The organism is Nocardia anaemiae NBRC 100462 (assembly GCF_001612725.1).
Lineage (GTDB): Bacteria > Actinomycetota > Actinomycetes > Mycobacteriales > Mycobacteriaceae > Nocardia > Nocardia anaemiae.
In genome coordinates this window covers 1-22,907 of the sequence record NZ_BDAZ01000029.1, presented here as the reverse complement: position 1 = coordinate 22,907, position 22,907 = coordinate 1, and the positions used below count along the sequence as shown (strand labels likewise).

Genomic DNA, 22,907 nt, shown 5'->3' with positions numbered 1-22,907 from the left:
AGACCGGGCGGTCGAGCAAGAGCGAATGTTGTTCGCAACAACTTATTCCACTGTGAGCCGAAGCACAGCCGTTTCGCAAAGATATTTGTTGTTGGCGATAACAATCCGGTTTCGACGGCTGCGCGACTTGCAGCCGAGCTGCGAGGAAGCCCCGCTCCTCCATCTCAGCGACGCTACGGAGGACTTTGCTGCCATGTACTGTCAGACCGAACGTGACGGATGAGGGGGTCCCATGTCGAACGATTCGGCCAGTTCCGCTGCGCTCGAGGTCATTCCGGAAGAAGTAAAAGAAGTCGGGCGGTTCGCCTATCGGGTCGCGACGGAGTTGCGTTCGGGATCTTCATCATTGGACGTCGAGGTGCAGAGCGTTTTGAGCACCTGGCGTGGTATCGCCGCCGACGCTTACGGATCCGGCTGGGAGGAGTTGCGCCGGGGCGCGAGCGAGGTCTGGGAGGCGTTGTTCGAGTTGGCCGAGAAGTTGGGCATCACCGCCGAGACCTACCAAACAGCCGATTCGGCTCGCGCGTCGACATTCAGCTCACTCGATCTGTGAGCTGGTGTGACATGTCCGACGAAGTAAGAGAATTCAAGGTCAACCTCGCGCAGCTCGAGGATCTGACGGCCCGGATCCGCGGGTTCAAGGAGTTCGCGTCGGGCTACCTGGCCGAACTCGACAACAAGGCGAACGCGCTGGGTTCGATGTGGACAGGGCAGGCGGCCGCCGCTTACGCCGAGGCGCATCGTGAGTGGGCGGTCGGTGCGGCAGATGTGCAGGACGGTCTACAGGCAGTACAAGATGCCACCGTTCGAGCGCGCGAAAGCTACTCCGGAGCTGTGACAACGAATCTGCGGATGCTCGGTCGATGACAGACGAACTAACCGTTGACCCGAACGTCTACTACACGGTTGCGACGCGTTGTCATGAAGCGGCTCTTGACATGTACCAGGCGTATGCGGCATCGGTGGAGTCGCTCAAGCAACACACCGGTGGGATGGCGGGCTCATTCGATGCCGCCCAGCAGTGGGCAAGGTCGTATGACGAAGGCGCACTAGGGGTTCTGGTGGGTTGGGAAACGGCGATCAGAGCCGCCGAGAACTACGCCGACGTATTGCGCCAGGCTGGCTATAACCACGCTACCGCCGAACACGACGCGGCAGGAGCTGCGGGTGAGCCGCCGTCGCCACCGCCGCTGCCGCCAACTTCTCCGGGCTGTACGCCTTCCTCGCCACCATCCGCTGGCGGCCCCGGCCATGGACTCATAGACGGTGGGCTCGGGCTTGCTGCCAAAGTAGGAGTACCAGTACCCGACGGCAATGTCGACAAACTGGAGAACGCGCAGAAGATCTGGACCTATTTGGCAAGTGGTCAAGAGGTTACGGCAGCTGCGGAGAAGCTCGAGGGACTATCAGCTTTATTCGACGGGGTAAATTCTGACGAGGTACCGTTCATCGTCGAGGACTTGAACGAGCTATCTACTTCAGTCCAGGATCTGAAAAGCGCGTCCAGCGACCAGGCCGCATCGTGTGAAGAATATAGGAACCACACCAACGAGCTTCGTGATCAACTCAAAGGGATTATTGTCGACTTCGCAACAGAGCTGGCGGTCGATGCAGTATTCGCTGCGGCATCTTCGGCAGTAAGCTTTGGCCTGGGAACTGCCATCGGTGCCGCCAAACTGGCGAAGACAATCGAAAAGTTCCACAAGATCATCGAAAGAGCTATCGATGCGTGGAACGCGACAAAGAACATCGCGCGTGGAGTTCGCGCAACCATCACCACAACCGCAAAACGTGCATGGGACAAGCTGCAAAGGCTCGTCGAACTGGGAAAGAAGGTCTATCAAAAGTGGCGAAAGAAGCTTCCTGGCGATCCGGCCTCAACGCCTCCGACACCATCCAAGGCACAGGAGATCATCAAGAATGCAGATCGGACCGGTTCGGGGCTGAAGAGCGATCCGTGGCATCGTTCGGCGTCGTTCCCAATTGACGAAATCGGCACGAAGGGCACGGTATCCGAGATCGTCGGCGGTGACGGGGTAACGCGTACACTGGTCCAGATGCCGGGCGAGGTGAACGGCGTGCCCGGCCGATTCGAATGGATTATCGACGGAGATAAGGTGACTCATCAGATGTTTGTCCGCAATGGAACGATCAACGGGATTCCGATCAAGCCATGAACGATTCGGTGAAGTTCAAGATTCCAGCGGATTTCGTCGCTTCGTGGGCGTACCTCACTCCAGGCGAGCTGCGCTATGGCTACCAGAACGACTGGTTGACATCGGAAGATGTAGTGCAGCTGACACTCACCAGTGTAGTGCCCAGCAGCACCAAGATGGACGTCGTATCGGACATATCGTTGCTGCTTTCGGATGAGTTGTACCGACTTCCCGAGCTGATGGACAAGCTTGCGGACCATAACGATGAAGTCTGGATCTATCTGACCCTGGCGTGGGTTCACGAAAATCAAAGCAAATTCGACGAGCCACTACAAACGGTCGAGCTGCTCTACGCGGATTTCGGCTACCCAGATGACGTTGCTGCATTTGTCCGGTTCATGCCCCCGCCCACCGGCGGCCTTCCTGGAATGCTCGGGATAAAGCAGCGCTGGCAACAGTATTTAGTCGATAAGCGCGCTCACTTTCTCGGTAGAGCGCCAGAGCATATTGGCGAAGAATCGAGCTGAAGTCCGATCCTCGCCTGGCCTCGGCTTTCGACCGCCGACCAGGCGTGCAATCCTTGACCGCCGAGCCAAGTAGGTTAATTCCATTCGCTCTCGACCAGAGGACACCGCCGATGCCGCTCGGAATCAAGAAGATCCGTCAAGTGAAGCTGCCCGTCACCAACCTCGCGACGAGCGTTGCCTGGTACCGCCAACTCCTGGACTTGGAGCCCATCTTCGAGTTCTACGAGGAAGGCGCCGTCCGCGGCGTAGTCCTCCTCGAGCCGAACGCCGACCTCCACATCGGCTTGCGCGAACGCGCCTACTGCGCCAGCCACCCCCACCTCAACGACTTCGACGCCTTCGCCCTCAAAGTTGACTCCCTCGACACCTTCACCGAACTGATCAAGCGCGCCGACGAACTCGGCACCCCCCACGGCGAGATCCACGACCGGGGGCCATACGGCGCCGCGCTCGACATCAGCGATCCAGACGGCACTGTGATCCGGTTCCTCTACGAACCCGATACCTACCCAACTGGTTTCGCAGGATTGGAATTCGGCCCCGACGGCACTCCAACTGGATATGAGCAGTCGCGGCTGAGCGACAAGCCGTCGTGAATCCGCTTGGGTCCGTTTACTTCAACAGGCTGTAGCGGTTCGTCCTTCGGTCCATACTCGAAGCCGCGCTCGAGCGGGACCGTACTCGCTCCAGCACGATCCAATCGCCCAGTACTTGTCTGCGATGCCATGAGGGCTTGCCCCGCACTGTTCGAATACCAGTCGACACTCGAGCTATGTTCTCCAAGTGGATGATTCGGGCGCACTCTTTGAGCTTTCCTCGACGGCGACACCGAGGCCACGACTCGAAGACGAGGCTCTTGATGCTGTCGTGGAATGGTTTCGACAGCAGGAGGACGTGGAGAACCGATTCGCGAGCAGTCTCCGCCAAGCGTTCGATGAGGTCCTAGACGGACAACGGACCGGCCGCTACGACATAGCCCTACTCGACAAGAACGAAAAAACCTACCTGGGTACGAAGGTAGAGATCGTTGTCCGCGCCGCTTTCGAGTTGCCGCAAGGCGATCGCATGGACTACAAGATCGCGGGCCACGATGTCGACGCCAAATGGTCGATCCACAGCTCTTGGTCGATCCCCCGGGAAGCGATGGGACATATCTGCTTACTCATGTCAGCAAGCGATCGCAAGCAGACCTTCGATATCGGGATCGTCCGTATTCGCCGCGAGCTTTTGAATGTCGGGGAGAACCAGGACGGGAAGAAAACCCTCAGCAAGGACGGGCGAGGGCAGGTCGTCTGGCTATTCCGCTCAGCACCGCTACCAGCGAATCTGCTGCTCTCGCTCCCTGCCGACACCACAACCAAGATCTTCGCTGCTGGGTCAGGACAGCAGCGCATCATCGAACTCCTGCGTCAGGTTCGTGGCGTACTGATCGACCGGAACACCGCGATCACCGTCGGCCAGCAGCTAGATGGAATGAAGCGTTGCCGCGACGCACGACGGGTGTTGAGTCGAGAGGGTATCGCTGTCTTGGGTCACCAAAACGACAGCCCGAAGATCGCACAAGCTCTGAATCTGCCCGTACCCACAAAAGGCAGCCTTATATCAGTACGACTGGCCCGTGTACCCGAGAACACCGCAGATCGACCGACCGCGGTAATCGCTGGCCAGCGCTTCGCGGTGGCCGACAACGACGAGCCCACCATCCCACTCCCACCGATCCACTACTGACGCATCTCGCACAACCGGCACAGCATTGGCGGATTATCGGAATTGCCATCGGTGCCGTTGAGGTAGGGCTTGAGGTGATGGGCGATCGCTTCGGCAAGCATGGGCGGGACGGCGTTGCCGATCTGTCGAGCGACTTCGATCTTGCTGCCACACCAGCCGAACGAGTCAGGAAAGGTTTGCAGGCGCGCGGCTTCGAAGTGGGTGATCGGTCGGTCGACGCTGCGGCTGGGGTCGCTGTCCCAATGCGGGTGCAGGTATTGGCCTTTTTCTGGCTTATAGAACTCCGTGCGGATAGTCAACGAAGGCATGTCCCAGCGCATGCGTCCCATAACGTCAGTGGTGCCGGTCTTCTTCTCCCGCCAGCAGCGCGACAACAGATGATCCGGCAGGTTGAAACGGCCGCCACCCGGAGGGATGTGGCGGTAGCGCTCCAGTGACAGCGCGGTTGGGTTGCGACCAATGTGCAGTTCGGGGGTCTTGAACACTCCCCGGATCCGCTCGCCGAACACCTCGGTCCACGACTCCGGAAACTCCTTCGTCGCTGGTACCTCGGGCAAACCAGCTAGCACGTCACGGGTGATGTGCCACTCCGGCCCGTCCCCCATTGTCCCCGGCCGCCGATGCGTTGGCCTGGGCATCGGGATCGCGCCGATACGGGAGCCGATGACAATAGTCCGCTTGCGCCGCTGCGGCACCCCGTAGTCCGAGGCGAGCAACAGTTGCGAATCCAGTTCGTAATCCTCGAGCAGCCCTCCCGGTTCCGCTTCGGCTTTGAGGAGAGCGAACTCACTGGAGGAGAAGAACCGGTCAACATTCTCGATGACGAAGACCATGGGATTAGCCAGCCGAACGAAGCGAATGTACTGCTTCCACAGCTTGTTACGAGGATCATCGACATTCTTCGACCCCAGGTTGGAGAACCCCTGGCAAGGTGGACCACCGATGACCACATCCGCCTGCGGGATCTCGCTGTCTGGGATATCGACAATATCGGCGTAATGAGTATGTCCCTCACCGAAGTTCGCAGCATAGGTCGCAGCAGCTTCGCGATTGAACTCGACGGCCATCACCGGATCGAAGCCCCCGGCGGAGACGAATCCTGAGGTCATTCCCCCGCAACCTGCGAACAGGTCGATCACCGTCCACGTTCCTGAGCCCACGTTTTGCAACACTAGCCGACCCCTCCGACACAGCGTCGGATTCCCCACCGTGATCCGGACCCAAATTTCTCAGTCATCGCATATGCCCATTTCACAGGCGGCTATCCACCAGCGGCGTTGCGAGGGGCTGCCCGCGGCCTTCCTGCATTGGCTGGTCCGCGACACCGACGAGCTACCACCACGGACGCCTGATCCGATTCCGCCGCTACCATCCAGCACCGACTGACGGCCCGCCCTCACGGCTGTGGGTTGTCGGCGGGACGCTCTACTCTCCCGTCCACAGATGTTTCTCGAGCTATTGGTAGGTTTGTGATGCAGATGCATCAGACGAGCGGCGCCGAGGTTGTGCGTCTGTTCACGAACAGCGGGCGCACCGCGAGTACAGCGCTCAAAACGTGGCGGCGCAGGCCGGGTCGAGAGTACGTGGCGGAAAAGGTCCTCGCTCACGTCACTACAGCCGCCTATACGGTTGCCTCCGAAGACATCTCACAGCTCGCGACGCCACACTCGCTCGGGTCGATCTCGCGCAGGCAGGCACAAAAGATCGCTTCCATCAGGGACTGGAACCCCGACTTCGCGTTCACCCATCTCTTCCATTTTGCCCTCGAAGACCTCGGTGGAGTCTTCACGTGGGACCAGTTCCAGCAATGGTCCCGCCAGCCACACGTGCAGCCCTGGCTGTGGGTACCGGCGCACGCTGCGGTCGAGCGCGCCCGGGAGCAGGGTTTCACCTATCCGCAGGCACGTGACGCGATGCGCTGGCGGATCGGCATCGCTTACTACTCATTCCTGCGCGAGCTCTACGTGATAGCAGCCCTACGGGAGCGCGGCCTTCCGATGCGGTGCCATCCCCTCGCCGACGCGTTGTTCCGGATCGATGCCTGGTGCGACGACGTTCTGCTCGAACTGTTCATCAGCAACAACACGTTTCGAGCAGGCACCGCTCACCCCACAGGACGCAAGCCGGGGGTAAGCGCTTACTTCTCCGACCAACCCCGATTCAAGATGGTCAGCTACGAGATGCAGCCACAACGTATCTACGGCCGGGTGCACCTGCCGAGTCCAGCCCAAGTCGACGGCTGCGCTACAACGATCCGACAAGCACTCGCCGCGCCGGCCATCGGGGATGGCGGGCGTTGAAGTGGCGGCGGTCGAAATGATCGACATTGATGATCAGCCGACGTGCCTGGGTCGAAAGCCGAGCAATTATCACCGGCGAAGAATCGCGTCGTGACGTAGTTGGAGGCGGGGACATACCAACCTTCCCCGGCGCAATATTCTTGGGGTGGTAGGGAGGAGTTGTGGTGGAGACGTGTCCGATTGGGACCTCTGGTCGAGCTCGGTGGCGGGAGCATGGTGGGTGGCGGGGGGCGGTGCGGAGGGCTGAACTTCCTGGTGGGCAATCGGTTTGGGTCGTCAGTGGGTATGACGAGGTGGCCGGGCTGTTGGGGGATGTGCGGCTCAGTGTGGATAAGCGGTACTCCGGGGGTGGGTATTCGGGGTTTTCGTTGCCGCCGGTCTTGGATCGGAATCTGCTGAATTTGGATGGTGCCGAGCATGGGCGGCTGCGGGGACTTGCGGGTCCGGCGTTTTCGCGGAGATCGGCCGATTCGCTTCGGAGGGTAGTGCAGCGGATCAGTGCGGCCACGTTCCAGAATCTGGCCGAAAAGGCTAGTGGCACAGTCGATCTGCTGGACGAGCTCTGTGTTCCGGTGCCTGCGGTCGTGATCGGTGAGTTGCTCGGTGTGCCTGCCGATCGGTATGGGGGGTTGCGGGATGCAGCTGCTGTGATGGTGACGTTCGATGCCTCGTCGAAGGAGTCCGCGGTTCGGCTGGCGGAGGCGGTCGAGTGGATGGCGGGGACGTTCACGAGTGTGGTGCGGGACAAGCGGGATGAGCCGGGGGATGATCTGATCAGTGGGTGGGTGCGGGCTCGGGATGACGCGGACTTGTTGTCCGAGGACGAGTTGGTTTCGTTGGCGTTTTTGATGATGTTGGCGGGGCTGGAGAATGCGGTTCATTTGTGCGGCAACATATTTGCGGCGCTCTTGGCGACTGGTGTGCCAACAGACTGGATGGCTCGGCGTGATGAGTTGATGGAGGCCGCCAACCCGTTGCCGTTCGCTATTCGGCGATTCGCTGTCAGCGACTTGACGATTGGCGACCGGATCATCCCCAGGGGCGACACCGTACTGTTGTCGGTATTCGGTGCCGATTCGGATCCTGCCCGCAATGGGCGACCGAGCCTGATGTTCGGGCGCGGACCCCACTATTGCCTGGGCGCACAGGTCAGCGATCTGATCGTCGACGCGGTGGTGCCGGAGTTGTTCGTTCGGTATCCGCGAGTGCGCCTGGCTGTACCGGAATCCGAGCTGGAGTATCGGGCATCATGGCGGTCTCATGGGTTGGTTGCGTTGCCGGTGATGCTCCGGGAATGATCCTGGTCCCAGGAGACGGTGCACGACGAGGAGCCGTGGGGCAGTGCATACTCGCCCGCCCTCGAGCTGGTGGTGAAAGTGGTGCAGGACTGGGCTTCTCAGCGGCCGGGGGTGGCGAGAGGCACTGTCGTGGGAGCGGATCGACCTCCAAGGCTAGGCGAATCCTTTACCAGCGACGACGCGATCGTCAGCAGCCGCGCGCCCAAGCTCAGGCGGAGCGACGGGTGCGGTGCTCCGCGACGTGCACGCGGGTCGAACAGCGAGTCGAACAGTACCTGCGCCTGCCGTTGCGTGAGGTGTCGACGAAGACAACGCCGCAACCCTCGCGGGCGCAGCGGCCGATGCGGCCCGGATCCTCACAGAAGAGCTCCGCGAGTCCGGCCGCGGTGTACGCCTTGACGCGCTCGTCGGTGGGCGCATCCTCGCGGGCATAGTGCAGGTGGGGTGCGCGGCCGTCATGGGTGGAGATGTAGGGCTGGCTGGTGGTCTCGGCCAGTAAGGCGTTGAGCAGGTCGACGCTCGGTTCGGTGAAGACCTCGTCGAGACGCACTGTCCAGCGGCGCAACTCGGCGGTCTGCCGGGCATTGAGGGTGCCGAGCGGCTTGTATCCGGAATCGGCGAGCAGTTGCAGCAGGTCCTGCCGCGGGCCCGCGTTCACCAGGCGGGCGGCGAGTTCGGCCGCCGCGCCGCCGTAAGGGTTGAAATGCACTAAGCCATTACATCAGGCTGGACGCATGATCGCTACCTGCCCGTCTTGCTCCTGGTCGTCCCCTACCGTCGTGTCGTCACACGGCGCCACCACCTACCTGCGCTGCATCTGCGGGCGGTGGCTGATCAGCGAGCACGGGGCGGTGGTGGCGCAGGCAGGGCCAAGCACGCTGGCGGCGCTATCCCACCGCTAGCCACTCCGGAGCCAGCACCGACCAGACCTCCACGTCGAATCGTTGACCACGATGCGGGTAAAACTGCCGCAGCACACCGTCTTTGGTCATTCCCAACCGCCGCGCCACCGCGATGCTGGCGTGATTCGGCGACGCGACCAGCCACTCCATCCGGTGGATGCCGCGCTCTCGGATTGCCCAGTCGATGATCACGCGGGCGGCCCGGGTCGCCAGTCCACGGCCCGCGGCCGATGGTTCCAACCAGCAGCCCGCCTCGGCGACGCCCAGCGCGAGATCCATCGTCCGGAACAGGACGCTGCCGACCAACGTGCCGTCCAGCCGGATCCCATAGATCCGGCCGGTGTCGGCCGCCGCCTTCTCCGCGTACTCGCGCAGGTAAGCGCGACTCGACTCCAGATCCGCTACGGCGTCGGCAACTTTGATGTATTGCCCGATGGACTCGCGCCCACGGTCCATATGTTCCAGGAACTCCGTTGCATGCCGCGGTTCGAGCGGACGCAACTCGGCACCGTCCGCACCGAGGGATATCGCGAACATCGTGACCTTCCGTTGGTAGCTAATGCCGGAGTCGGCGTCCTCCCGCGGTCTTGTTGCGGTACATCGCGGTGTCGACGGCGTGCATCATTTCGTCGATGTCGGCGGGGCGGTCTTCGACGAAAACCGTTCCGATACTGGCGCCTACGACCACGGGCCGTCCGGCCACCTGCATCGGGGTAGCGAGGCCGTCGAGCAGGAGCGCGGAAATCGCTTCCAATTGCTCTGTGCCCGTGCACTTCTCGACTAGTACGATGAACTCGTCGCCGCCGATTCGCGCGACCAATCCGCCAACGGATTCGACGGATGCACGCAGCCGCTGGGCAACGTCGCGCAGCACCCGATCTCCTACCGTATGCCCCCACACATCGTTCACTTCCTTGAACCCGTCGAGGTCCAGATAGCAAACACCAACTGGCGGAACAGCATTCGCCAGCCGATTGAAGAAGAGGACGCGGTTGGGTAGACCGGTCAGGCTGTCGTGGTTGGCATCGTGCCACAGCTGGTCGGCCAGTTGTTTGCGTTCGGTGACGTCGACGGCGACGCCGATCAGGAAGCGGACCTGCCCACTGCTGTCGCGGACCGCGGACATGGACAGGTCGATGCTGGTGATGGTGCCGTCACGTCGGAGATGGTCGGTTTCGAGGCGGAAGCGGTCGGTCCGACCGCTGAGTAGATGCTCCAAATTGGCATATGCGTCACCGATATTCGCGGGACCGAGCAATTCGGCGACCGACCGACCCGGCATCATGGCCGCGGGTAGTCCGAGCATATCGGCCATGGCCGCGTTCACCTCCAGTACCCGACCGGTGACGTCGACCGTCCCGATTCCAACCGACGCTCCCGCGAAGACCGCTTCGAACCTGGCCTCCGACAATTGCCTTCGCACCTCGGCCTCCTGCGCGGCCGAAAACGCCGCTGCGAGTGTGGTTTCCTGCTCCCCTAACGCCGCGTTCCGCAGCGCTGAGGTGAAGCCAGCGGCGAACTCGGCAGCGACAACTATCGCACGCTCGCGAACTACCACGTAATCGGATTCGGTTCCGGTGGGGCAGATTTCACGAACCATATCCCGGCAGATAACCAGAACCGAACGGCTGACGGCGATCTGATCACGATAATTGGCCGCGACGAGTACCGCGGCGGCGTCCTGGGCAACCGTGACCTCCCGCGTCCCGCGCAGGGCCGCGACCAGCACATCAGCGAGTTCCGCCAACAGAGTTTCGATTTGGCTTCGGGTGAGGATCGGAGCGACCGCGCCGTCGAGCGCATCCGCCCATCGCATTGCCAGCTCACGCGTCCCCACACGAACCCCCTGCCACGGCTCCGGTCAGACCTTCCGGCCGACGCCCGCCAGGCCGAGCGACCGGCCCGGCGTCTCGTATAGGTCGCGCTCGGATTCCGGTCGCCAGGCGGGTAGCTCGACGACGCCGGGTTCGACCAACTGCCACCCGTCGAACATCGCGGAGATGCCGTCCCTCGAACGGAAGTGGATGCCGACGCGGGTCACATCGGCCGCATTTCGGCCGAGCCTGCCCGCATCCTCTGGACGCGACTCCGATGTCAGATGCGAGATCGCGACGTAGCTTCCGGTGGGGACCGCAGCACGCAGGGCGGTAACCTTCTCGACCGGCTGGTCCTCGTCGGATAGCAAGTGCAGCACGGCGACCAGCAGCACCCCGACCGGTTGCTCGAAATCGATGAGGCCGGTCTCGCGGACTCGGGCCAGCAGCTCGTCGGGCTTGCGCAGGTCTGCTTCGATGGCCGCGACCTTGTCGTTGTCCAGCAGGATCGCGCGGGCGTGGGCGATGGCGACCGGATCGATATCGGCGTAGAGCACGCGAATCTCCGGGTCCACCGACTGTGCGATCTCGTGCACATTGCCCGCGGTCGGAATGCCCGAACCGATATCGAGGAACTGACGCACCCCCTGGTCGGCCAGGAAGCGGACCGCGCGGCGCAGGAAAGCCCGGTTGCTCAGCGCCAGGCGAGGCAGGTCGGGCACCAGTTGCTTGCCTGCCTCGGCGGCCTTGCGATCGATTTCGAAGTTGTGTGAGCCGCCCAGCAAGGCGTCATACATCCGTGCCGGGCTCGCCTGTCGCATATCCACGCCCTCGGGCGCCCACGCCGGCCTGTCCATCGCATCCCCTCTGCATTCACCATCGGACCAACCCATCCAGGTCCGCACCGCCGGATACCGCGTTGTTGATCACCGAGAGGTGCAGTCCGCATAGTAGTCGGGCCGGTCGGTCCGAATGATCACGAATTCGCCACTGTTGAGCTGGGGCTTCGAGGCCGAACCATATTCATACATGCGCATGATTGCAAGATCCGCTACGCTGTCGAACGGCAGCATTATCCAGCGGAAGGGGCGTTCGACTATGGGCGAGCAGTGCGTGTCGCCGAAGCGGTCGGCAATGCTGGTCAGCGAGGCTGAGCACACGGATCATGATCACGCGCACTCCGACCATTCGGACAAACACGCCCACGACCACGGTGGCTCGGCGGATTCGAATCCGCGCTGGCTGGCCATCGCGCTCGGATTGATCGTCGCGTTCATGGTCGCCGAGGTGGTCGTCGGTCTGCTGGCACAATCGCTCGCGCTGATCTCCGATGCCGCGCACATGCTCACCGATGCCGCCTCGATCGTGCTCGCGATGATCGCGATCCGGTTGGCACGACGTCCGGCGCAGGGGCGATACACCTACGGGTTCAAGCGGGTCGAAATCCTTTCGGCACAGGCCAATGGGATCACGTTGCTGCTGCTCGCGGCGTGGTTCGTATACGAGGGCATCAATCGGCTGATCAATCCGCCGGATGTCGAAGGCCCGCTGGTGTTGATCACGGCATTGGTCGGGATCGTGGTCAATATCGCCGCCGCGTGGAGCATCAGCCGCGCCAACCGGACCAGCCTGAATGTCGAGGGCGCGTTCCAGCACATCCTCAACGACCTCTATGCCTTCATCGGGACCGCCATCGCGGGCGCGGTGGTGTGGTTGGCCGGATTCGCCCGCGCCGATGCGATCGCGGCTCTGGTAGTCGCGGCATTGATGATCAAGGCGGGCTGGTCCCTGGTTCGGGAATCGGGGCGGATCTTCCTGGAAGCCGCGCCCGCCCATCTGAATCCCGACGCGATCGGAGCGCGCATCGTCGCGGTCCGGCAGGTGACCGAGGTCCATGACCTGCATGTCTGGCAGATAACCTCCGGACAGGCGTCGCTATCGGCGCATGTCCTCGTCGACGATGCCGCCGACTGCCATGCGATTCGATCGACGATCGAGACCGTGCTGCACGACGAATTCGGTTTGGCACATACGACTTTGCAGGTGGATCACTCCTCGGACCTGGAGGTTTCCCCCGACGATGCGCACTGTGCCGACGCGCACGGGCCGGTGCACCGGTCCTGATCGCTCGTTTGACCTTCCAGCTACCTGAGACTCCATGATGAGCCGGTGGCGGGCGACGGGTTGATCACGATCGGCGGGTTGGCGCGGGCCTGTGGGCTCACGGCGAGTGCGCTGCGGTTTTACGACGATTGTGGGTTGCTGGTTCCGGTTCGGGTGGACGAGCTGACCGGATATCGGTACTACAGCGAGGCGCAGATCGAGCGCGGGGTGATGATTCGGCGGCTACGGGGCATCGGGGTGCCGCTCGAGGTTGTTTCGGAGATTTTGAACGGCGACGGGGCGCGGGCCGAGCGGTTGCTCGACGAGCATGTGGCGGAGCTTGCGCGGCGGACTCGGGAGGCTGCCGCAGTGGCGCGGGTGATCAAGGCGGAGATGGGGGCGGGCGTGGTGTTGTCGGCGGCGGTGTTGGCGGCGGCCATCGAGCAGGTGCGGTCGGCGGCGGCTCTGGATCGCGAAATACCCGTGCTGACTGGGGTTTTGGTGGAGTCGGATGCTGACTCGGTCACGTTGACGGCCACGGATCGGTATCGACTTTCGACACGGGCGATGGCGCCGGTGCGGCCGAGTGGTACGGCGTGGTCGGCGGTTGTCGATGCGGGTGAGTTGGGTGGAATCGGTTCCTGGCTGCGGGGATTGGATGAGGTGATCGTGCGTGCCGCTGGTGGAGCGCTCGTATTCACCTCCGGGAGTGCGGCCGACGATGTACTCGTCTCGACCGGCGACGGATCCGAGCGGCGCTGCCGCACCATCAATGAAGCGTTTCCGGATTATCGGGCGATGCTGGCGGGGTTGGGGGCGGTTCGGACGAGGGTGGTAGTGGGGCGCGATGCGTTGCTCACCGTATTAGAGGATGGCGGCGCTTCACCGGTCATGTTCTCGGTCAACGGGTCTGGGCTTTTCGTGACGTGCGATGAGCAACTCGGAACCGGCGTCGTGACCTGCGGTGGGCACTTCTGGCCCGACTCACCCTGTTCTCCCGAGCCGCAGCCGAGTTCGAGCCTGCACATTCCGGCAGCGGTTACCGGACCGAGTATCGAACTTGCCTTCTTCCCCACGACATTACGACCCGCATTGGTGAGTGCGATCGGTCCGGAAATCATGCTCGATATCGCTGCGGCCGACGCACCCGTGGTCGTTCGTTCCGCGACGGACGGTGAGCTCACCACGCTGGTAATGCCAACTGCTGTTATGAATTCGAAGGAGTACGGCAGATGAATGCCGCTGGTGAAACGATGGAGGCCATTGCGCAGGCGGTCGAGCTCGGGCGGACGGGCTCGCCCGAGGCCGCGCGGGAAGCCCTGCTCGGGATATGGGCGGCGATCGGTCCGCTCGGTGATCCATTGCATCGGTGCATGTTGTCGCACTATCTCGCCGATCTGTACGACGATGCGGCACAGGCGCTTTGCTGGGATGTTCGGGCGTTGGACGCGGCGGACAGTCTGACCGATGAGCGGTTGCATCGGCACGATGCGAATATTGATGTGCGCGGTTTCTATCCGTCGCTGCATTTGAATCTGGCGGATAACTATCGGCGGCTCGGTTCGTTCGATGCGGCGCAGAGCGAGATCGACGCGGCGCGCGGGTGCGTGGATGCGCTCGGCGACGACGGTTACGGGGCAATGATTCGCACCGCGATTGATGAAGTCGCCGAAGCGATTCGGATGCGGACGACCGCTCGACGGGCCTCGGCTCCAAGCGGACGCGGGTAGTGTTCCGAATCTCGAACCGCCCTGACCCGAGGCCGTGATTACGTCTCGTCGGGAACGGCGAGGGAGATGGCAGCCAGACGGTTCGGGTCGGCGATGATTTCGATGGCGGTTATCCGATGGCCGGTGATGGTGAATGCGAGCAGACACTCCAGGTTTCCATTGGGTGCGACCACCAGTCCCATGTGGCCGTCGAGCAGGGCGGGGCGGGTGTAGCGGGCCTGGCTGGAGAACATCAGGGCGCTGGCGGTGACGCGGCGAGCGCCACTCATGCGAATCGGGTGTCCGCTGGGTGCGGCGTCGGCGTCGGCGTGCAGTTCGACGTCCGGGTCGAGTACGGCTATCAGCGCGTGGAAGTCACCGGCGCGGGCCGCCCGCAGGAAGGCATCGACAACCGCACGTTCATCGGCGATGCGGCCGGTCTCGGCCACGGGTGCGCCACGGACGCGGCGGCGGGCGCGGGCGCCCAGTTGCGCGGCAGCGGCTGGCGTGCGTCCGAGGATGGGCGCGAGTTCGGCGTATGGCAGATCGAACAGGTCGTGCAGCACGAAAGTCAGCCGCTCGGCCGGACTGAGGGTGTCGAGCACGACCAGCAGTGCGAGCCCGACCGAGTCGGCCAGCACCGCCTCTTCTTCCGGATCCGCGGAATCCGCGGGAACCGTGGGCAGCTCGGTCGGTAGCGCACCGACCGGGTCTTCGCGGCGGGCTTTGCGGGCGCGCAACATATCCAGGCAGATGTGGGCGACGACCGCGGTCAACCAGTTGCGCAGGTTGCGCACGCCTTCGGTGTCGGCGCGGTCCAGCCGCAGCCATGCCTGTTGCACGGCGTCATCGGCCTCGCTCGCGGAGCCGAGCATGCGGTAGGCGACGGCACCGAGATGGGCGCGGTGGTCTTCGAAGCGCTGCACGAGCCACTGGGTCTCGTCGGTCATCGGCGGTCTCCTTCCGTCCGATTCACCCGTCATGTCGACGGGTCGTATTCCGTCATATCTATGACGGACGAAACCGCGGTGACATGACACGCCCGCGGACCCATCTCGGATGGAAGGGCGAACCGATGCACAAGACATCCGAACTGCGCCCAACACTGGAGCCGACGCCGGATCGGCGGCGCTGGCTCGCACTGGTGGTATTGCTGGTGGCCGGGTTCATGGACCTACTCGATGTGACGATCGTGAATGTGGCGCTGCCGACGATCCAAAGCGATCTGAACGCACCCTACGCGGATCTGGAGTGGGTGGTGTCGGGTTATCTGCTCGGATTCGCGGCGATGCTGATCACCGGCGGCCGACTCGGCGATCTGATCGGCCGCAAAACCATCCTGCTCGTCGGCCTGACCCTGTTCACGCTCGCATCGCTGGCATGCGGAATCGCCCCCGGCCCGGCCTGGCTGATCGCCGCGCGAATAGTCCAGGGCGCGACCGCCGGGCTGATGATCCCGCAGATCCTGGCGATCATGCACGTATCGTTTCCCGCCGCCGAACGCGGGAAGGTATTCGGCATCTGGGGCGGTGTGCTCGGCTCGGCATCGGTGGCCGGATTGATCGTGGGCGGAATCCTGGTGCAGGCCAACCTTTTCGGCTGGGCGTGGCGGCCGATATTCCTGGTCAATGTGCCCGTCGGGATGCTCGCCATTCCCGCGGCGATGATGCTGGTGCGGCAGTCCCGCTCGGCAACGGCGGATCGATTGGATCCGCTCGGCACCGTCCTCGCGATCGCTGCGGTACTGCTGCTGGTCTATCCGCTGACCGAGGGACGCACCCTCGGGTGGCCGGTGTGGACCTTCGCGCTGATGGCCGCCGCCGCACTTCTGCTTGCGGTATTCGTCGCCTACGAGCGACGTCGGAGCGCGACGGTCGGCTCGCCGCTGGTGGTGCTGAATCTGTTCCGGGAGCGCACATTCAGTGCCGGAATGGCCGTGTGGCTGTTGTTCTGGATCGCCCTCGGCGGCTACTTCCTGGTGTGGACGCTGTATCTGCAGGCGGGGCTCGGCTGGACACCGCTGCGGGCCGGGCTGAGCGCAGCGCCGTTCGCGGTGGCCGCTGCGGCCGGAGCCGGAACCAGTGTGCAGGTGTTCGTGCCGCGCTACGGGCGGATGGTGCTGTTCGCTGGCGCGATGATCAATGCCGCGGGGTTCGGGCTGTACCTCTATCTGGCCGCGCACTACGGCTCCGGCATCACCTCCGCGCAGATGTTGGCACCGCTCGCGATCAGCGGATTCGGGTTCGGACTCTTCGCCGCCCCTACCGTCGACCTGATCCTGTCCGGGGTTCCCGGCCACGATGCCGGGTCCGCGTCCGGACAGTTGTCGACCATTCAGCAGGTCGGCATGGCGCTGGGTGTCGCGCTGGCCGGGGTGTTCTTCTTCACCCAACTCGACAACACCTCCGACCACGGCACCACCGCGGCCATCCCCACCCTCCAACAGCGACTGACCGACCTCGACATCCCGGCCACCGCTCGCGACCAGATACGCAAGCAATTCCGTGCCTGCGTACACGCCCGCTCCGCCGCCACCGACCCCACGGCCATACCGTCCAGCTGTCAGCCCGCACCCGGACAACCCGATCCACTAGCGCAAGTACTCACCGAGGCCGGACTCGAAGCCAACGCGCACAACATGTCTCACACCTTCGCCCAAACCCTGTGGTGGGCCATCGGCATTCTGATCGCCGTCGCCGCGGGAGTATTCGCGCTGCCGCGACGGTTGCGGGATGACCGGCCCCGCGGTCGTGAGCACCGTTTCGTACACTGTGCAAGACTGCACTGGTGGCTGAGACCGCTGAACTAGTTACCAACGTTTCCGATACCGCCCGCTGGGTGGCCGCCTTCCGCGCCGCCGAATCCGCGCGCCCGGATGCCCTCTTTCATGACCCCCTCGCCGACCGGGTCGCCGGGGAGCGGGGCCGCGCCATAGCCGCCCAGACACCGCGCTTGATGCACAATGGCTGGAATCTGGTCACGCGGACCAAACTCATCGACGACCTGATCCTGAAGACCATCGCGCAGGGCTGCGATCGGGTGATCAATATGGCCGCGGGTATGGATACTCGCCCGTACCGTTTGGATCTGCCCGCCGAATTCCGTTGGATAGAGGCCGATCTCCCCGCATTGGTCGCCGAGAAGAACGAGCTGCTGAACCGGGAATCACCACGCTGCGCACTCACCCGCACGGCGGTGGATCTCGCCGATCCCGAGGTGCGAGGGCAGTTCCTGGACGAGGCTCTCGCGGGCGCGCAGCGAGCGCTTGTGCTCACCGAGGGGCTGGTCTACTACCTCAGCGAGGACGATGTCACCGGCTTGGCCGCGGCGCTGGCTCGTCCTGAAATCGCTTGGTGGGCAATGGATGTCACCAACCAGGCGATTTTGAAGCGGATGAGTAAAGCCACCACGAAACTGCTGGCCAATGCACCATGGCAGTTCGGTCCGGTCGACCCGCTCGGCTTCTTCGCCGACCTCGGCTGGACGGCCGACGAGGTGGAACCTCTGGTCTCGGCGGCACACCGGTTCCATCGGCTGCCCTGGTTCATGAAGCCGACGACACTTTTCCCGGAGACGGACCCCCGCAAGCCCACGTGGAAGCCTTGGAGTTCGGTGGTGCGGCTCACCCATGGGTAATAGTTGGCTACGTCGCCTGTCCCCGGCGTCGGCGGCTGGATCTCATAAACTTGTCTGCTTTCCACATGCCGGCGGCTCCGCCATATCTTTCGGCCCAGTGGCCGAGTGCCTGGGGCCGGAATATGAGGTTTTTGCTGTCCAGTATCCGGGGCGACAGGACAGACGACTCGAACCCCTGGTCGGCAATATCGCGGACCTCGTCGACGGACTGCTTCCCGAGCTGATCGCGGAAGTCGGTGATGCCGAGGAATTTTCCTTGTTCGGGCACAGTATGGGATCTGTCGTAGCTTTCGAGGCATGCCGTCGGCTCGAGCACGAATCGGGAGCGAGCGCGCGAGTGCTGTTCGCCTCCGGTCGGCGCGCGCCTTCGGCTGCGCTACCCGAACTGCGAATGCATCTGCTGAGCGATCGAGAACTCGCTGACCACCTGGTGCGGTTCGGCGGTACACCATCGGCGTTGCTCGAGGATCCCGAATTTCGCGAGCTGATCCTGTCGATCGTCAGGAACGACTACCGCGCCATCGAGAACTACGAGTCCAGTACGGACGCGAAGGTCAGCAGCCCTATCGTCGCTATTGTCGGCGATCGCGATCCCGACGCGAGTCTCGCGCAAATCGAGGTATGGGGCGCGCACACCACCGGCAGCTTCTTCGCGAAATCATTTCCAGGCGGTCATTTCTTCATCGATTCGAATCGCCACCCGATAGCACAGCTGATTCGCGATCATTGCGCCCGAGCGCTCGCGCGCTAGAGCCGCGACGACCGGGTGAGCGACTCGCCCACCCGGTCGTTGGTCCTAACCCTCTAGCCAGCCCTCGATCACTTCGGCAACACCCGCTGAACCGTCCTCCAGAATCGAGAAGTGGTCAGCCGGTACCGAAACAACGGTATGCGTCGAATCCCACGGTTCGGCCTGCCAGTCCACGCGATCCGACGAGTTCCCCAGGAAGCTCTGGGTGCATTGGATGAACAGCGTGGGCGTGGTGACGGAGCCGGGCATCATCTCCCCTAGGAGCTGCACATACCGGCCCATGCCGGTCAGCCGGGCGTGGTCGAAACGGCCGAACATCGCTTCGTTGGACACCATGTGTTCAGCCATCGCCCGAAGTAGCCATTCGCCATCCTCGTGCAAGTGGTAGGTGTCCAACATGACCACGCCGGTGGGCGCTGGACCACCAGCCGCTTCCAGGTGCTCGGTGACGAGGTAGGCCAGCAGGCCACCCGAGGAGTAGCCGAGTAGAACGAACGGATCCCCTTGCGCCGCTTCGAGGACGGAGCGCGCCAATGCTTCCGCGGCCGCCGACAGCGTCGCGGGCAGTGGCTCGCCCGTCCGGCAACCGATCGGAGGCAGCGCCAAAACGTCATGGGCAGTTCCCAAATGCGATGCGATCCGAGCGTATTGATGTGCGCCGCCGGTGGCCAGTGGCGGAGCGAGGCAGATGATTCGCGGCAGGTCGGGGCCCGCGGCGAGTCGGGTGGGCACCGGCAGTCGGTCCAGTTCGCGCGCCGAGGCGAACTGCTCGCGCAGCTCCGCCACCGCCCGCAACAAGGCGAAGCCGTTGCCGAACTGGCCGGACGCTACCGCGCCACGGAACATCCCGTACAACGAGTCGTCCGCGCCACCGGGTTCCTGATCCTTTCGTGAGTCCGTGGTGAGCTCCTTCTGCAGGTATCGGGCCAGTGCTGCCGGTGTCTTGTGATCGAAGATCGCGGCGGTCGGCAGCGTCAGTCCGGTGGAAGCATTGAGCGAGGTTCGCAACTCCATAGCAGCCAGTGAGTCGAACCCGGATTCGAGGAAGTCCCGCTCGGGGTCGAGTGCATCGACGCTCTCATGCCCCAGCAGCCTGGCGGCGTTCTCGAGGATGTGCGTACGCAGCAACTGTTCCTGTTCGGACTCCGAGAGCTGTGCCAGTCGCCTGCGCAGCGCCCCCACATCGTGCGTTCCGGTGCTCGGCCGACGCCCGGTCCGCTTGGCCAAGTCCCGCAGCAGCGCGGGCACCGCGTCCCGAGCACGCAGTGCGGCCAAGTCGATCTCGACCGGTACCTGCACCGGACGGTCCGAAGTTAATGCCGCATCGAACAATTCGAGCGCCTTGTCCGCGGTCAGTGGCGGCAGACCCTGGCGGCGCATGCGCTGACGGTCGGCCTGGCTGAGCCACTGCGAGAGTCCGGTTTCGATGTCCCAGAGGCCATAAGCCAGCGAGGTGGCAGGCAAACCTTCGGCGTGCCGGTGGGTCGCGAGCGCGTCGAGGAACAGGTTGGCCGCGGCATAGCCGCCCTGACCCGCGGGCAGTATCGAGCCTGCCACCGAGGAGATCATCACGAAGGCGGACAGCCCGGCTTCCCGGGTGAGCTCGTGTAGGTACCAGGCGGCGTCGGCCTTGGCACCGAGGGAGTAGTCGATCTGCTCCGGGGTCAAGGTGTCGACCAGTCCGTTGTGCGCGACGCCAGCCACATGGACGATCGCGCCCAGCGGATGCTCCGCGGGTATCGAGGCCAGCAGGTCTCGCAGCGCCTCATGGTTTCCGACATCGCAAGCGGCTACCCGAACCTCGGCGCCGAGAGCGCCGAGCTCTTCGATGAGATCCGCGGCGGCGGCCGGTCCACGTCGGCCGACCAACAGCAGGTGCCGCACACCGTGCTCGCTCACCAGATGCTTGGCGAGGTAGCTACCGATCCCGCCGGTACCACCGGTGATCAACACGGTCCGCTCGGAATCCCAGGGTGTCGGCCACTCCGATTCGGGTGATGCGGCACGAATGAGCCGTGGCACCTGTGTCCCATCACCGTCGACTTCCAGTTCCGGCTCGCCCGTCAGCGCTGCTGCCACCAGGTGATCCGCCGTTGTCGCCGCGGGGGCCTCGATGAGCACGATCCGACCCGGGTTCTCCGCTTGCGCCGCGCGCACCAGACCCCACACCGCAGCCGCGGCCGGGTCGGCCGTGCTGTCGGTGATCACGGCCAAAGTACTTGCGGCGTAGCATTCTTCGCTCGAGAACTGCTGGAGGACACCGAGCGTGTGATGCAACGCCGTGCGCAGCCGGACCGGCATCTCGGCGCCGTCGACCGGCGGTCGGAAGAGCAAAACCGAGGCCGACTCGGCCGCGCCCCATTCGGCCCAGGAAACTCCTGCTCCGGATCGCAGCTGTGGACCGGTCCGCCAAGTTAGCTCGTAGAGCGCGTCATGCGACCGGGGTGCGGCCGAGAGCAGTTCGGCGGACAACGGACGCAATGCGAGGGACTGTACCGAAAGCAGTGGCGCGCCACCGAAATCGGCCATTGTCAGGGTGAACGTCCCCTGATTCGGCTCGGTCAACCGAACCCGCACCCGCCGGGCGCCGTCGGCATGCAGACGCACCGAAGACCAAGCGAAGGGAACGAGGGTCGGCCGCTCGGCATGGTCGTCCATGTCCTGCGGAAGGCTGAAGGGCAGGGCGTGCATAGTCGCATCGAGCAGCGCCGGATGTACGCCATAGCCCTGCGCAGTGGTCTGCTCGGGTAGCGCGACTTCAGCGAAGAGATCCGCGCCGCGCCGCCACAGGGCTACCAGTCCTTGGAAGGTGGGCCCGTAGTTGTACCCGTGGTCGGCGATTTTGTCATAAGCGCCATCCAATCTCACTTCCATGGCACCGGCCGGTGGCCACTGAACGAAGTCCTCCCAGTCTTCCGGTTCTTCGGTTTCCGCGCCCGGACGCACGGCACCTTGCGCATGGTGGGTCCACGGGACCGACGGATCGTCCGCATCCGTGCGCGAGTAGATGTCGACCCTTCGGCGACCGGTCTCATCGCCGTCACCGACGATCACCTGGATCTGCACTCCGCCAAGCCCCTGGAACACCAGCGGCGCCAGCAGAGTGAGTTCCTCCAGTTCCGGACAGTCGACCTGGTTTCCGGCGTGCAGGGCCAGCTCGACGAATCCGGTGCCGGGGAGCAGCACGGTACCGAGCACGTCATGATCGGCCAGCCAGGGCTGGGTGTCCGCGGACAGGCGGCCGGTGAATCTGACGCCCCCGCCCTCCGCCTGCGGCACCATCGCGCCCAGCATGGGGTGTTCGGTGGACCGCAGACCGAGCGCGTGTGCCTCGCCGGTGTGCAGTGGACCCGTGGTCCAGAAGCGGCGGTGCTGGAAGCTGTATGTCGGGAGATCGATCTTCGCAGCTCCAGCGCCGACATAGTAGCTCGACCAGTCCACCGTCGAACCCATGACGTGCAAACGGGCCAGCCCCGTCAGCAGGGTGGCCGGGTCCGCGTTGTTTCGTTTGGTCAGCGCGATTGTGGTTGCGGTGTCGAGAGTTCGGGCGATCATCGGAGTCAGCACGGCATCCGGCCCGACCTCGGCAAACCTCGAAACACCCATATCCGCCATCGTGGCGACCGCATCGGCGAATCGCACCGTCTCACGGACCTGACCCACCCAGTACGACGGATCGGTCATCTCGTCGGTGATTCGGGCACCGATCAGTGTCGACACCAGCGCGATGCTCGGACGGGCGAAGGCCAAACCAGCTATCGCCGTGGCGAATTCGGCCAGCATCGGCTCCATCAACGCCGAATGGAACGCATGCGACACCCGCAACCTGTGCGTCCGCCACCCCTTTTCGACACACGCCTCGACAACAGCGGTGACATCATCTTCGACACCAGAGAGCACCACCGATGACGGACCATTCACCGCCGCGATCGACACCCCACCGATAAGCAGCGGCAACACCTCGGCCTCCGACGCACCGACGG

At 63.7% G+C, this 22,907-nt stretch carries 21 protein-coding genes; 14 read left to right on the top strand and 7 right to left on the bottom strand.

All coding sequences use genetic code 11. The features are described from left to right. The first annotated feature begins 232 nt into the window (after positions 1-232). From NA5_RS18470 to NA5_RS18445, 6 genes are all read left to right on the top strand, one after another. On the top strand, positions 233-553 hold the full coding sequence (locus NA5_RS18470) for a WXG100 family type VII secretion target (protein ID WP_062987692.1): 321 nt from the start codon (positions 233-235) through the stop codon (positions 551-553). Between the two features lie 11 nt (positions 554-564). Further along, positions 565-867 carry a WXG100 family type VII secretion target gene (locus NA5_RS18465; protein ID WP_062987690.1) on the top strand — a complete coding sequence of 101 codons (303 nt, stop codon included), beginning with the start codon at positions 565-567 and terminating at the stop codon, positions 865-867. Beyond that, positions 864-2,177 carry a hypothetical protein gene (locus NA5_RS40485; protein ID WP_157110496.1) on the top strand — a complete coding sequence of 438 codons (1,314 nt, stop codon included), beginning with the start codon at positions 864-866 and terminating at the stop codon, positions 2,175-2,177. The genes NA5_RS18465 and NA5_RS40485 overlap by 4 nt, the downstream gene beginning before the upstream one ends. Further along, positions 2,174-2,683: a DUF2247 family protein gene (locus NA5_RS18455; protein WP_062987687.1), complete on the top strand. Its 510-nt coding sequence runs from the start codon at positions 2,174-2,176 to the stop codon at positions 2,681-2,683. The genes NA5_RS40485 and NA5_RS18455 overlap by 4 nt, the downstream gene beginning before the upstream one ends. 110 nt (positions 2,684-2,793) lie before the next feature. Further along, a complete protein-coding gene (locus NA5_RS18450; RefSeq protein WP_062987685.1) occupies positions 2,794-3,279 on the top strand; it encodes a VOC family protein in 486 nt (161 codons plus the stop codon). A gap of 187 nt (positions 3,280-3,466) precedes the next feature. Then, entirely contained in the window at positions 3,467-4,411 is a 945-nt protein-coding gene (locus NA5_RS18445) for a NaeI family type II restriction endonuclease (RefSeq protein WP_063813477.1), read from the top strand. On the opposite strand, the gene NA5_RS18440 is transcribed toward NA5_RS18445, so the two are convergent. Continuing rightward, the gene (locus tag NA5_RS18440; RefSeq protein WP_245672286.1) at positions 4,405-5,550 is read right to left on the bottom strand and encodes a DNA cytosine methyltransferase; all 1,146 of its coding nucleotides are present in this window, start codon (positions 5,548-5,550) and stop codon (positions 4,405-4,407) included. The two genes, NA5_RS18445 and NA5_RS18440, sit on opposite strands and share 7 nt — an antisense overlap. A 333-nt stretch (positions 5,551-5,883) precedes the next feature. Here NA5_RS18440 and NA5_RS18435 point away from each other — a divergent pair, with 333 nt between their 5' ends. Together NA5_RS18435 and NA5_RS18430 are read left to right on the top strand one after the other, a co-directional pair. After that, positions 5,884-6,711, top strand: a complete 828-nt coding sequence (locus tag NA5_RS18435) for a hypothetical protein (protein ID WP_062987678.1) — start codon at positions 5,884-5,886, stop codon at positions 6,709-6,711. A 485-nt stretch (positions 6,712-7,196) separates the two neighbouring features. Continuing rightward, positions 7,197-8,009, top strand: coding sequence for a cytochrome P450 family protein (locus NA5_RS18430; RefSeq protein WP_157110495.1), 813 nt, complete (start codon positions 7,197-7,199; stop codon positions 8,007-8,009). A gap of 208 nt (positions 8,010-8,217) precedes the next feature. Here NA5_RS18430 and NA5_RS18425 read toward each other — a convergent pair whose 3' ends face one another. The 4 genes from NA5_RS18425 to NA5_RS18410 all read right to left on the bottom strand — a co-directional run bounded on the left by NA5_RS18425 (position 8,218) and on the right by NA5_RS18410 (position 11,582). Next, positions 8,218-8,718: a CGNR zinc finger domain-containing protein gene (locus NA5_RS18425; protein ID WP_062987675.1), complete on the bottom strand. Its 501-nt coding sequence runs from the start codon at positions 8,716-8,718 to the stop codon at positions 8,218-8,220. 178 nt (positions 8,719-8,896) lie between these two features. Then, on the bottom strand, positions 8,897-9,448 hold the full coding sequence (locus NA5_RS18420; RefSeq protein ID WP_062987673.1) for a GNAT family N-acetyltransferase: 552 nt from the start codon (positions 9,446-9,448) through the stop codon (positions 8,897-8,899). Between the two features lie 19 nt (positions 9,449-9,467). Beyond that, positions 9,468-10,748, bottom strand: a complete 1,281-nt coding sequence (locus tag NA5_RS18415; RefSeq protein ID WP_062987671.1) for a sensor domain-containing diguanylate cyclase — start codon at positions 10,746-10,748, stop codon at positions 9,468-9,470. Between the two features lie 24 nt (positions 10,749-10,772). Beyond that, on the bottom strand, positions 10,773-11,582 hold the full coding sequence (locus NA5_RS18410; RefSeq protein WP_062987669.1) for an SAM-dependent methyltransferase: 810 nt from the start codon (positions 11,580-11,582) through the stop codon (positions 10,773-10,775). Between the two features lie 277 nt (positions 11,583-11,859). Here NA5_RS18410 and NA5_RS18405 point away from each other — a divergent pair, with 277 nt between their 5' ends. From NA5_RS18405 to NA5_RS18395, 3 genes are read left to right on the top strand one after another with little or no spacing between them, the layout of a single operon-like run. Next, positions 11,860-12,849 carry a cation diffusion facilitator family transporter gene (locus NA5_RS18405; RefSeq protein ID WP_084484249.1) on the top strand — a complete coding sequence of 330 codons (990 nt, stop codon included), beginning with the start codon at positions 11,860-11,862 and terminating at the stop codon, positions 12,847-12,849. 45 nt (positions 12,850-12,894) lie between these two features. Continuing rightward, complete coding sequence (locus tag NA5_RS18400; RefSeq protein ID WP_062987667.1) at positions 12,895-14,064, top strand: DNA polymerase III subunit beta family protein; 1,170 nt, start codon at positions 12,895-12,897, stop codon at positions 14,062-14,064. Further along, positions 14,061-14,558, top strand: a complete 498-nt coding sequence (locus tag NA5_RS18395; RefSeq protein ID WP_062987665.1) for a hypothetical protein — start codon at positions 14,061-14,063, stop codon at positions 14,556-14,558. The genes NA5_RS18400 and NA5_RS18395 overlap by 4 nt, the downstream gene beginning before the upstream one ends. A gap of 38 nt (positions 14,559-14,596) precedes the next feature. Here the strand turns inward: NA5_RS18395 and NA5_RS18390 are convergent, their stop codons facing one another. After that, on the bottom strand, positions 14,597-15,487 hold the full coding sequence (locus NA5_RS18390; protein WP_062987663.1) for a sigma-70 family RNA polymerase sigma factor: 891 nt from the start codon (positions 15,485-15,487) through the stop codon (positions 14,597-14,599). 125 nt (positions 15,488-15,612) lie between these two features. Here NA5_RS18390 and NA5_RS18385 point away from each other — a divergent pair, with 125 nt between their 5' ends. From NA5_RS18385 to NA5_RS18375, 3 genes are read left to right on the top strand one after another with little or no spacing between them, the layout of a single operon-like run. Next, entirely contained in the window at positions 15,613-17,346 is a 1,734-nt protein-coding gene (locus NA5_RS18385; protein WP_084484248.1) for an MFS transporter, read from the top strand. Then, entirely contained in the window at positions 17,325-18,173 is an 849-nt protein-coding gene (locus NA5_RS18380; RefSeq protein ID WP_062987661.1) for a class I SAM-dependent methyltransferase, read from the top strand. The genes NA5_RS18385 and NA5_RS18380 overlap by 22 nt, the downstream gene beginning before the upstream one ends. Then, positions 18,166-18,924 (top strand): thioesterase II family protein, encoded by a 759-nt coding sequence (locus tag NA5_RS18375; RefSeq protein WP_062987659.1) that lies wholly within the window; start codon positions 18,166-18,168, stop codon positions 18,922-18,924. The genes NA5_RS18380 and NA5_RS18375 overlap by 8 nt, the downstream gene beginning before the upstream one ends. 45 nt (positions 18,925-18,969) lie before the next feature. Here NA5_RS18375 and NA5_RS18370 read toward each other — a convergent pair. Continuing rightward, positions 18,970-22,907, bottom strand: a 3,938-nt coding sequence (locus NA5_RS18370) for an SDR family NAD(P)-dependent oxidoreductase (RefSeq protein ID WP_157110494.1), incomplete at its 5' end; no start/stop codon positions are given.